This is a genomic window from Pseudomonas sp. RIT-PI-a, from assembly GCF_001187875.1.
GTDB lineage: Bacteria > Pseudomonadota > Gammaproteobacteria > Pseudomonadales > Pseudomonadaceae > Aquipseudomonas > Aquipseudomonas coleopterorum.
Map to the genome: position 1 here is coordinate 341,944 of NZ_LGIR01000012.1, position 11,653 is coordinate 353,596.

Annotated in this window: 10 protein-coding genes; all 10 read right to left on the reverse strand. The window is 63.0% G+C overall.

Annotated features, from left to right (window positions below):
- Positions 1 to 3: 3 nt before the first annotated feature.
- On the reverse strand, positions 4 to 501 hold the full coding sequence (nuoJ, locus tag AC788_RS07805; RefSeq protein WP_049860090.1) for an NADH-quinone oxidoreductase subunit J: 498 nt from the start codon (positions 499 to 501) through the stop codon (positions 4 to 6).
- Positions 502 to 510: 9 nt separating this feature from the next.
- Positions 511 to 1,059, reverse strand: a complete 549-nt coding sequence (gene nuoI / locus AC788_RS07810) for an NADH-quinone oxidoreductase subunit NuoI (RefSeq protein WP_043190109.1) — start codon at positions 1,057 to 1,059, stop codon at positions 511 to 513.
- 11 nt (positions 1,060 to 1,070) lie between these two features.
- Positions 1,071 to 2,078: an NADH-quinone oxidoreductase subunit NuoH gene (nuoH, locus tag AC788_RS07815; protein WP_043190106.1), complete on the reverse strand. Its 1,008-nt coding sequence runs from the start codon at positions 2,076 to 2,078 to the stop codon at positions 1,071 to 1,073.
- Complete coding sequence (gene nuoG, locus AC788_RS07820; RefSeq protein WP_049860091.1) at positions 2,075 to 4,792, reverse strand: NADH-quinone oxidoreductase subunit NuoG; 2,718 nt, start codon at positions 4,790 to 4,792, stop codon at positions 2,075 to 2,077. Before nuoG ends, nuoH begins: the two co-directional genes overlap by 4 nt.
- A 130-nt stretch (positions 4,793 to 4,922) precedes the next feature.
- Positions 4,923 to 6,281 carry an NADH-quinone oxidoreductase subunit NuoF gene (gene nuoF, locus AC788_RS07825; RefSeq protein ID WP_049860092.1) on the reverse strand — a complete coding sequence of 453 codons (1,359 nt, stop codon included), beginning with the start codon at positions 6,279 to 6,281 and terminating at the stop codon, positions 4,923 to 4,925.
- Positions 6,278 to 6,775, reverse strand: coding sequence for an NADH-quinone oxidoreductase subunit NuoE (nuoE, locus tag AC788_RS07830; protein WP_049860093.1), 498 nt, complete (start codon positions 6,773 to 6,775; stop codon positions 6,278 to 6,280). Before nuoE ends, nuoF begins: the two co-directional genes overlap by 4 nt.
- 2 nt (positions 6,776 to 6,777) lie before the next feature.
- The gene (gene nuoC / locus AC788_RS07835; protein ID WP_049860094.1) at positions 6,778 to 8,565 is read right to left on the reverse strand and encodes an NADH-quinone oxidoreductase subunit C/D; all 1,788 of its coding nucleotides are present in this window, start codon (positions 8,563 to 8,565) and stop codon (positions 6,778 to 6,780) included.
- Between the two features lie 77 nt (positions 8,566 to 8,642).
- Positions 8,643 to 9,317 (reverse strand): NuoB/complex I 20 kDa subunit family protein, encoded by a 675-nt coding sequence (locus tag AC788_RS07840; protein WP_049860095.1) that lies wholly within the window; start codon positions 9,315 to 9,317, stop codon positions 8,643 to 8,645.
- Between the two features lie 10 nt (positions 9,318 to 9,327).
- A complete protein-coding gene (locus AC788_RS07845) occupies positions 9,328 to 9,741 on the reverse strand; it encodes an NADH-quinone oxidoreductase subunit A (protein WP_043190089.1) in 414 nt (137 codons plus the stop codon).
- Positions 9,742 to 10,308: 567 nt separating this feature from the next.
- The gene (gene aceA / locus AC788_RS07850) at positions 10,309 to 11,634 is read right to left on the reverse strand and encodes an isocitrate lyase (RefSeq protein WP_049860096.1); all 1,326 of its coding nucleotides are present in this window, start codon (positions 11,632 to 11,634) and stop codon (positions 10,309 to 10,311) included.
- Positions 11,635 to 11,653: the final 19 nt, after the last annotated feature.

The window sequence follows — 11,653 nt, forward strand, 5'->3', positions numbered from 1 at the left end:
TGTTTACTCCTTTTCCGTGCGGCCGAGGTGGAACGCCGTCACGGCTGCGGCGAGCAGCAGCATCGACGCCAGTTCGACCACCAGCAGGTAAGGCCCGAACAGGCTGATGCCGACGGCCTTGGCGTCGACCGTGGTCTGACCGATACCGGCAGCGCTGGGATTGGCGAACAGCACGTACAGCAGTTCGAGCAGCAGCAGCGCACCGAGGAAGACCGGACCTGCCCAGATACCGGGCTTGAGCCACACCCGTTCCTGCTGCACCGAGGCCGGGCCCAGGTTGAGCATCATCACCACGAAGACGAACAGCACCATGATGGCGCCGGCGTAGGCGATCACTTCGAGCACACCGGCGAACGGTGCGCCCAGGGCGAAGAAGGTCATCGCCACGGCGATCAACGAGATGATCAGATAGAGCAGGGCGTGCACGGGGTTGGTATTGGTGATCACCCTGAGGGTGGACACCACCGCGATACCCGACGCGAAATAGAAAGCGAATTCCATCTTTCTTCCTTAAGGGAGCAAGCTCTTCACGTTGATCGGCTGGGCTTCGTTCTGCGCGGCACCTTTGGGCTTGCCGGCGACGGCCATGCCGGCCACGCGATAGAAGTTGTAGTCGGGGTTCTTGCCGGGTCCGGAGATCAGCAGGTCTTCCTTCTCGTACACCAGGTCCTGGCGCTTGAACTCGGCCATCTCGAAGTCCGGCGTAAGCTGGATCGCGGTGGTCGGGCAGGCTTCTTCGCACAGGCCGCAGAAGATGCAGCGCGAGAAGTTGATCCGGAAGAAGTCCGGGTACCAGCGACCGTCCTCGGTTTCTGCCTTCTGCAGCGAGATGCAGCCTACCGGACAGGCCACCGCGCACAGGTTGCAGGCCACGCAGCGCTCTTCGCCGTCGGGGTCGCGGGTCAGCACGATGCGGCCGCGGTAGCGCGGCGGCAGGTACACGGCTTGCTCGGGGTATTGCAGGGTGTCGCGCTTACGGAAGCCATGGCCGAAGACCATGATCAGGCTGCGCAGCTGCGTGCCCGTTCCTTTTACGATGTCACCGATATATTTGAACATGGGTCAATTCCTCACTGAACCGTGCCGGCGGGCGTGTTCAACAACACGATCGCGGCGGTCACCAGCATGTTGATCAGGGTCAGTGGCAGGCAGAACTTCCAGCTGAAATCCATTACCTGGTCGTACCGCGGGCGCGGGATGGAAGCGCGCAGCAGGACGAACAGCATGATGAAGAACGCGGTTTTCAGTGCGAACCAGACGAACGACAGTTGCGGCAGGATCCCGAACGGACCGTGCCAGCCGCCGAAGAACAGCGTCACCAGCAGGGCCGAGATCAGGATGATGCCGATGTATTCACCTACGAAGAACATGCCCCATTTCATGCCGGCGTATTCGATGTGGTAACCATCGGCCAATTCCTGCTCGGCCTCGGGCTGGTCGAACGGGTGACGGTGCGTCACGGCCACGCCTGCGACGAAGAAGGTACAGAAGCCGAAGAACTGCGGAATGATGAACCACAGGTTCTGCGCCTGGTACTCGACGATGTCGCGCATGTTGAAGGAACCGGCCTGGATCACGATGCCCATCAGCGACAGGCCCATGAACACTTCGTACGACACGGTCTGCGCTGAAGCCCGCAAGCTGCCCAGCAGCGCGTACTTGTTGTTGCTCGCCCAACCGGCGAACAAGACGGCATACACCGACAGGCCGGCCATAGCGAAGAAGAACAGCAAGCCGATGTTCAGGTCGGCCACGCCCCAGGTAGGGGTGATCGGGATGATCGCGAAGGCGATCAGCAGGGCGCTCATGGCCACCACCGGCGCCAGGGTGAAGATCACCTTGTCGACGAAGGGTGGGTTCCAGTCTTCCTTGAAGAACATCTTCAACATGTCGGCCGCGATCTGGAACATGCCGAACGGACCGACCCGGTTCGGGCCGTAGCGATCCTGCCACCAGCCCAGCAGGCGACGCTCGACGAAGCTGAGCAGCGCGCCGCAGATGACCACCGCCAGCATGATGACCAGGGCCTTGACCACACCGATGATGATGTCGATCACTTCAGGGGTGAACCAGGTCATTGTGCTGCCTCCTGCAGGCCTTCGACGGACGCACCGGCGAACGCCGGCGGGATCCCGGCCAGGCCGGCGGGCAAGCCCACCAGGCCGGCGCCCAGTTCTTCGCTGATGCGCAGCGGCAGGCGCAGGGCCTGGCCGGCCACGGTCAGGCTGAGCAGGGCACCGTCGTTTACGCCCAAGCGGTCGGCTTCGGACTTGGCCAGGGCCACGTAGGCCTGGGGAATGCGCTCCTGTACCGGCGCGGCGCGCGAGGAATTCTCCTCGCTGCCGAACAGGTGGTAGAGCGGCACGGCTTGCCAGGTGCCGCGTGCCGGGGAAAACGCGCCGGGAACGCTGGCGAACCAGCCGAGGCCATCGCCCTGGCTTTCGATCAGGCGCGTACCGGGGTCACCGGCACGCAGGTGGCCACCCACTTCGTCCTGGAACTTGTTCCAGGCCTGCGGCGAGTTCCAGCCCGGCGACCAGGCGAACGGCACCTGCTGACGCGGTTCGACGGAGCCCGAGTAGCCTTCCATGGAGAACGAGAACGCCGTGTCGGTATCTTGCGGTGTCCGCGGCTCGTGCACGCTGATGTTGGCGCGCATGGCGGTACGGCCACTGTAGCGCAGCGGTTCGCGGGCCAGCTTCAGGCCCTTGATGCGGAACGAGGCCGACGGTGCGGCATCGACGATGCGCGCCAGTTGCGGTGCGCTGTTGGCCACCGCGGCGGTCACGTGGTCGAGCTGAGTCCAGTCCACCGGCTTGTTCAGCAAGGTGCTGCGCAGCGCGTGCAACCAGCGCCAGCCTTCGTGGATCAGGATGCTGGAATCCAGGTAGACCGGGTCGAACACCTGGAAGAATCGCTGGGCGCGGCCTTCCTGGCTGACCAGGGTGCCATCGCCTTCGGCGAAGCTGGCGGCCGGCAGGACCAGATGGGCGCGCTCGACGGTGCGGGTGTGCTGGTGGTCGGCAACGATGACCACCTTGGCGGCGTTCAGCGCAGCGTCGACCTTGGCAGCGTCGACACGGGTGTAGAGGTCGTTTTCGAGGATCACCAGCGCGTCGGCATGGCCATCGATCACGGCCTGCAGTGCGTCGTCGACCGAGTCGCCGCCGAGCATCGCCAGGCCCATGCTGTTGGCTTCCGGGACGATCAGGCTCAGCGAACCGGCCTTGTCGCGGCCCTTCAAGGCCTTGGCGATATTGCCTGCGGCTTCGATCAGGGCGTTGCAACCCAGCGACGTACCGCTGACGATCAGCGGACGCTTGGCCGCCACCAGGGCATCGGCGATACGCTGCGCCAGTTCCAGGGCTTCACTGTCCAGACCGGTCACCGCCGGTGCGCTCGGGTCGATCGCGTGGGCGACGGCAAACCCGATGCGCGCCAGATCTTCCGGCGCGGCGTGGACGCACTCTTCGGCGACGTCGTCGAGTTTGGTGTCGGTCAGGCTGGCGATGAACAGCGGGTTCAGCTCGTGCTGACCGATGTTCTTCACTGCGGCGTCGAGCCATGGCTGCACGCGCATGGCTTCGGCCATCGCCTCGGCCTTGCCTTTCACCGATTGCCGCAGTGCCAGTGCCATGCGCGCCGCGGTCTGGGTCAGGTCTTCACCGAGCACGAACACCGCGTCGTGGTCTTCGACCTCGCGCAGGCTCGGGATCGGCAGCGGGCTGCTGCGCAGTACCTGCAAGGCCAGGCGGATGCGCGAAAGCTCGCCGGCTTCGATACCGCTGTAGAAGTGCTGGGCACCCACCAGTTCGAGCAGGGCGTAGTTGCTTTCCAGGCTGGCACGTGGCGAGCCGATGCCGACGATGTTGCGGCCACGCAGCAGGTCGGCGGCCTTGTCCAGCGCCTCGTCCAGGCTCAGCTTGCGGTTGCCTTCGGCCAGCAGCGGCTGGCGTGGGCGATCCTTGCGGTTGACGTAGCCATAACCGAAGCGGCCGCGGTCACACAGGAAATAGTGGTTCACCGAACCGTTGTAGCGGTTCTCGATACGGCGCAGCTCACCGTAGCGCTCGCCCGGGCTGATGTTGCAGCCACTGGAGCAGCCGTGGCAGATGCTTGGGGCGAACTGCATGTCCCACTTGCGGTTGTAGCGCTCGGAGTGAGTCTTGTCGGTGAACACACCGGTCGGGCAGACCTCAGTGAGGTTGCCGGAAAACTCGCTTTCCAGGGTGCCGTCTTCGACCCGTCCGAAATAGACGTTGTCGTGGGCGCCGAACACGCCCAGGTCGGTGCCGCCGGCGTAGTCCTTGTAGAAACGCACGCAGCGATAGCAGGCGATGCAGCGGTTCATCTCGTGCGCGATGAACGGGCCCAGCTCCTGGTTCTGGTGGGTGCGTTTGCTGAAGCGATAGCGGCGTTCGTTGTGACCGGTCATCACGGTCATGTCTTGCAGGTGGCAGTGACCGCCTTCCTCGCACACCGGGCAGTCGTGCGGGTGGTTGGTCATCAGCCATTCGACGACACTGGCGCGAAAGGCCTTGGATTCTTCGTCTTCGATGGAGATCCAGGTGTTGTCGGTGGCAGGCGTCATGCACGACATGACGATACGACCACGGGTGTCGTTCTCGTCGGTGTACTGCTTGACTGCGCACTGGCGGCAGGCGCCGACGCTGCCCAGCGCCGGGTGCCAGCAGAAATACGGGATGTCGAGGCCCAGCGACAGACAGGCCTGTAACAGGTTGTCTGCGCCATCGACCTCGAGCGCTTTGCCGTCTACGTGGATAGTGGCCATGGTTCAAGTTCTTCGTTGGCCCGTTGTCAGCGGGCGTGGCTAATGGAAATCTTGTTATTCGCCCGGCGCAGCCAGCGATGGCGCGTCAACGGGCGATACCGGCGGCACGGGCCGCCGGGCGTGCATCGAATCAGGCGCCGGCCATGGTGGGGGTGGCCACCTGGGTCAGGCTGCCTGGCGTGACGGGCTTGATGCCCGCCTCGAACTCGGCACGGAAATATTTGATCGCGCTGCCCAAGGGCTCCACGGCACCGGGCGCGTGGGCACAGAAGGTCTTGCCGGGGCCGAGGAAACCGACCAGGCCCAGCAGGGTTTCGATGTCCCCCGGCTGGCCGTTGCCGGTCTCGATGGCGCGCAGCAGCTTGACGCTCCACGGCAAGCCGTCGCGGCAAGGGGTGCAGAAGCCACAGGACTCGCGGGCGAAGAACTCTTCCATGTTGCGCAGCAGCGAGACCATATTGACGCTGTCGTCCACGGCCATGGCCAGGCCCGTACCCATCCGGGTGCCGACCTTGCCGATGCCGCCGGCGTACATCTGCGCATCCAGGTGCTCGGGCAACAGGAAACCGGTACCGGCGCCGCCGGGCTGCCAGCACTTGAGGGTGAAGCCGTCGCGCATGCCACCGGCGTAGTCTTCGAACAGCTCGCGGGCGGTGATGCCGAACGGCAGCTCCCACAGGCCGGGGTTCTTGACCTTGCCGGAGAAGCCCATCAGCTTGGTGCCGTGGTCTTCACTGCCTTCACGGGCCAAAGACTTGTACCAGTCGATGCCGTTGCCGACGATGGCCGGCACGTTGCACAGGGTTTCGACGTTGTTGACACAGGTCGGCTTGCCCCACACGCCGACGGCGGCAGGGAAGGGCGGCTTGGAGCGCGGGTTGGCGCGGCGACCTTCCAGGGAGTTGATCAGGGCGGTTTCTTCACCGCAGATGTAACGCCCTGCGCCGGTGTGCACGAACAGCTCGAAGTCGAAACCCGACCCCAGGATGTTCTTGCCCAGCAGGCCGGCGGCCTTGGCTTCCTGCACCGCGCGGTTCAGGTGCTTGGCGGCGGTCGTGTACTCGCCACGCAGGAAGATGTAGCCGCGATAGGCTTTCAGCGCACGAGCGGAGATCAGCATGCCTTCGATCAGCAGATGAGGCTGCTGCTCCATGAGCATGCGGTCTTTCCAGGTGTTGGGTTCCATCTCATCCGCGTTGCACAGCAGGTAGCGGATGTTCATGGATTCGTCTTTGGGCATCAGGCCCCATTTGACGCCGGTGGGGAAGCCCGCACCGCCGCGGCCCTTGAGGCCCGAATCCTTCACCGTCTGCACGATGTCGTCCTGCGACATGTCGGCGAACGCCTTGCGGGCGGCGGCGTAGCCGTCCTTGGCCTGATACTCGTCGAGCCAGATCGGCTCGCCGTCGTCGCGCAGGCGCCAGGTCAGCGGATGGGTTTCAGCGGCGCGGGCAATGGTATTGGCCGGGCCGAACGAGGTGAGCTTCATACGTAGCCCTCCAGCAGTTGGGCCACGCCAGCGGGCTGGACATCGCCAAAGGTATCGTCGTCGATCATCAGCGCCGGGGCCTTGTCGCAGTTGCCCAGGCAGCACACCGGCAGCAGGGTGAAGCGGCCGTCGGCGGTGGTCTGGCCCAGGCCGATGCCCAGCTTGCTCTGAATTTCGCTGACGACCGACTCATGGCCACCGATGTAGCAGACCATCGAGTCGCACACGCGAATGATGTGGCGGCCCACAGGCTGGCGGAAAATCTGGCTATAGAAGGTGGCCACGCCTTCGACGTCACTGGCCGGAATGCCCAGGATCTCGCCGATGGCGTACAACGCGCCGTCGGGGACCCAGCCACGTTCCTTCTGGACGATCTTGAGGGCTTCGATGGACGCCGCGCGCGGGTCTTCGTAGTGGTGCAGCTCGTGCTCGATGGCCGAGCGCTCGGTTTCGCTCAAGGCGAAACGGTCTGTCTGGATGAGCGTGCTGTTCATGCTTAGCGGTCCACGTCGGCCATAACGAAGTCGATACTACCCAGGTACGCGATCAAGTCCGCGACCATGCTGCCTTTGATCACCGAGGGGATCTGCTGCAGGTGCGGGTAGCTTGGGGTGCGTATGCGGGTACGGTAGCTCATGGTGCCGCCGTCGCTCGTCAGGTAATAGCTGTTGATGCCCTTGGTCGCTTCGATCATCTGGAAGGATTCGTTGGCCGGCATCACCGGGCCCCACGAAACCTGCAGGAAGTGCGTGATCAAGGTTTCGATGTGCTGCAGCGTGCGCTCCTTGGGCGGTGGCGTGGTCAGCGGGTGATCCGCCTTGTACGGGCCTTCGGGCATGTTGCGCATGCACTGTTCGATGATCCGGATGCTCTGGCGCATTTCTTCCACGCGCACCATGCAGCGGTCATAGGCGTCGCCGTTGTGGGCCAGCGGCACTTCGAACTCGAAGTTCTCGTAGCCCGAATACGGACGCGCCTTGCGCAGGTCGAAATCGCAACCGGTGGAGCGCAGGCCGGCACCGGTGACGCCCCATTCCAGGGCTTCCTTGGTGTTATAGGCGGCGACGCCGATGGTGCGGCCCTTGAGGATGCTGTTCTGCAGCGCGGCCTTGGTGTATTCGTCGAGGCGCTTGGGCATCCACTCGATGAAGTCCTTGACCAGCTTTTCCCAGCCGCGCGGCAGGTCGTGGGCGACGCCGCCGATGCGGTACCAGGCCGGGTGCAGGCGGAAGCCGGTGATGGCTTCGATCACCGTGTAGGCCTTCTGCCGGTCGGTGAAGGTGAAGAACACCGGGGTCATGGCGCCGACGTCTTGGATGTAGGTGCCCAGGAACAGCAGGTGGCTGGTGATGCGGAAGAACTCGGCCATCATGATGCGGATGGTGTCGACCTTCTGCGGCACCTTGATGCCGGCCAGCTTCTCGACCGCCAGCACGTAGGGCAGGTTGTTCATCACCCCGCCCAGGTAGTCGATGCGGTCGGTGTAGGGGATGAAGCTGTGCCACGACTGGCGCTCGGCCATTTTCTCGGCGCCACGGTGGTGGTAGCCGATGTCGGGCACACAGTCGACGATCTCTTCACCGTCCAGTTGCAGGATGATGCGGAAGGCACCGTGCGCCGAAGGGTGGTTCGGGCCCAGGTTGAGGAACATGTAGTCCTCGTTGGTGCCCGAACGCTTCATGCCCCAGTCTTCGGGCTTGAAGCGCGCGGCTTCCTCTTCCAGCTGCTGCTTGGCCAGGGTCAGGCTGTAGGGGTCGAATTCGGTCGCGCGCGCCGGGTAGTCCTTGCGCAGCGGATGGCCTTCCCAGGTCGGCGGCATCATGATGCGCGACAGGTGCGGGTGGCCGGCGAAGTCGATGCCGAACATGTCCCAGACTTCACGCTCGTACCAGTTGGCGTTGGGCCAGATACCGGTGATCGTCGGCAGGTTCAGATCGCCTTCGTTCAAGGCCACCTTGAGCATGACGTCGCTGTTACGCTCGACCGACAGCAGGTGGTAGAACACGGTGAAGTCGCCGGCGCTGGGGATCGCGCGGCGATGGGTGCGCAGGCGCTCGTCCACACCGTGCAGGTCGTACAGCATGCTGTAGGGCTTGGGCACGTTGCGCAGGAACGTGAGGATCTCGACCAGCTTGGCGCGGGCCACCCACAGTACCGGCATGCCGGTGCGGGTTTCCTGGGCGAGGAAGGCCTCGGGGCCAAAGCGCTGGTTCAGTTCGACGACCACGTCTTGGTCGTCAGCCTTGTAAGGCGGGATATACAGAGCGGTGTCCGCTGTTGTCATGGTCTCGGTCGCTATCGGTCAACTACGGTGTGAAGCCAGGGTTCTCGCCTGCCGCTGCAGGCGTGGAAGGCGCTGGATCAGACTTCGTCGGGGCTGCGCAGGTTGGTTACCGCGATACGCTGTTCGCGGCGCTGTTCCTTCTGCGACGGCATCTCGGCGCGGTACACGCCTTGATCACCGACGACCCAGGACAGCGGGCGACGCTCTTGGCCAATCGACTCCTGCAACAGCATCAGGCCTTGCAGGAAAGCTTCAGGGCGCGGCGGGCAGCCAGGCACGTAGACGTCCACGGGGAGGAACTTGTCGACCCCCTGAACCACCGAGTAGATGTCGTACATGCCACCGGAGTTGGCGCACGAACCCATGGAAATGACCCACTTGGGTTCGAGCATCTGCTCGTAGAGACGCTGGATGATCGGCGCCATCTTGATGAAGCAGGTGCCGGCGATGACCATGAAGTCGGCCTGACGCGGCGAGGCCCGGATGACTTCGGCGCCGAAGCGGGCGATGTCGTGGGGCGCCGTGAAGGCCGTGGTCATTTCCACGTAGCAGCACGAGAGACCGAAGTTGTACGGCCACAGGGAGTTCTTGCGACCCCAGTTGACCGCGCCGCTGAGGACGTCTTCGAGTTTGCCCATGAAGATGTTCTTGTGAACCTGATCTTCTAGGGGGCCGGAAACAGTTTCCCTGGTGCCGATGGGATACTGCTCGTTGGGAGCATCGGGGTCGATCCGGGTGAGATTGTATTGCATTGCCAAAGCCTCATTGTTTCAGCTTCGCCTGCCGCTTGCGACGAGCTTCCGGAGCCCAGTCAAGGGCGCCCACTCGGAACAGGTAGACAAGACCTGCCAACAGAATTGCTATGAAAACGAGAGCTTCGACGAATCCGGTCCAGCCGCTTTCGCGGACGGACACAGACCAGGCAAAGAGAAAGAGGGCTTCGATATCGAAGATCACGAACAGCATCGCGACCAGATAGAATTTGGCGGAAAGGCGCAGACGGGCGCTACCGACCGGCAGCATGCCGGATTCGAAGGGTTCGTTCTTGCTGCGTCCGAAGGCTTTGCTGCCCAGCAGGCTGGAGAGCCCGAGCATGAACGCGCACAGACCGGCAACACCGAGAAGGAAGATGGCAAAGCCCCAGTTGTGGGCGATGAGTCCTGTCGAATCGGGCATGCTGGTTTCCTTGGCAGGGGCCTGGGCCGCTGAAATGAATGAAGTGTCGCAGTGACGATATGTCGCAGCAGAATCGATCGCGGTGATTTTATGGGTAAAAGCCGGGCAAGTAAATTTCGGATCGCAAATTAATTCGTATCATTACGCACATAGGCTTATTCAATGTAGCCCATGCTGGGGTTTTGGTAGGGTTTATGAAGAATATTCAACGCTGACAGGCTTTTACCATCACTGTGCTTATATCTTAATGATAATTAATATCATTTGCGGGCTGGTGCTGTTGTTCAAGTTGGGATAATTAACTGCGCTGAGTGTTTTACTGGGATATTCGATTGTCGGCATTGCGCCAGATCAATCGATCATGCAAAAAAAAAACCGCCGGGCTTTCGCCACGGCGGCTCCAAACCACCCCCCTCCCTTGTGGGAGCGGGTTCTACCCGAGAAAGCCACACCACGGTCCGCCAGAGACACCGCAACAATCCTTTCACGGGCAGAGCCCGCTGCCACAGGGATATCTGCTACCCAGGGAGGCAACTGCTCCCCTGAGGGAGCAGCTTGCCTGGGTGGTCAGTGGAACTGCTCTTCCTCGGTGGAGCCGGTGAGTGCAGTGACCGACGAGGCGCCGCCCTGGATCACGGTGGTCATGTCGTCGAAGTAGCCGGTGCCCACTTCCTGCTGGTGTGCCACGAAGGTGTAGCCCTTTTCCGCATCGGCGAACTCTTGCTCCTGCAGCTTCACGTATGCGGTCATGTCGTTGCGCGCGTAGTCGTGGGCCAGGCTGAACATGCCGTGCCACATGTTGTGGATCCCGGCCAGGGTGATGAACTGGTGCTTGTAGCCCATCGCCGACAGCTCGCGCTGGAATTTGGCGATGGTTGCGTCATCCAGGTTCTTCTTCCAGTTGAAGGACGGCGAGCAGTTGTACGAGAGCAACTGGTCCGGGTACTCGCGCTTGATGGCCTCGGCGAAGCGGCGTGCCTCGTCCAGATCCGGCTTGGCGGTTTCGCACCAGATGAGATCGGCATAGGGCGCGTAGGCCAAACCCCGAGCGATCGCCTGATCCAGACCGGCACGCACCTTGTAGAAGCCCTCGGGTGTGCGGGTGCCCGTCACGAACGGCTGGTCGTAAGGGTCGCAATCCGAGGTCAGCAGGTCGGCCGCGTTGGCATCGGTCCGCGCCAGGATAATAGTGGGCACGCCGGCAACGTCTGCAGCCAGGCGCGCGGCGGTGAGCTTCTGTACGGCCTCCTGGGTCGGCACCAGCACCTTGCCGCCCATGTGCCCGCATTTTTTCACCGAAGCCAGCTGATCTTCGAAGTGCACGCCGGCGGCGCCTGCTTCGATCATGCTCTTCATCAGTTCATAGGCATTGAGCACGCCACCGAACCCGGCTTCGGCATCGGCCACGATCGGTGCGAAGTAGTCGATGTAGCCCTGGTCGCCTGGGTTCTTGCCCGCTTTCCACTGAATCTGGTCGGCCCGTCGAAACGAGTTGTTGATGCGCTTGACCACGGTCGGCACCGAGTCGACCGGGTACAGCGACTGGTCGGGGTACATGGATTCGGCGGAGTTATTGTCGGCCGCCACCTGCCAGCCCGACAGGTAGATGGCCTGAATGCCGGCCTTGACCTGCTGCACCGCCTGGCCGCCGGTGAGCGCGCCCATGCAGTTGACGAAGTCCTTGTCGGGGCGGAACGACGGCTTGGCGCCTTGGGTCACCAGGTTCCAGAGCTTCTCCGCGCCAAGGCGGGCCAACGTGTGCTCGGGTTGAACCGAGCCGCGCAGGCGGACCACGTCGGCGGGCGAGTAGTTGCGCGTTACACCTTTCCAGCGCGGGTTTTCAGCCCAGTCTTTTGCAAGGGCCGCTTCTTGTTGTTCGCGTGTCAGTGCCATGGAGATAAACCTCGTGCAT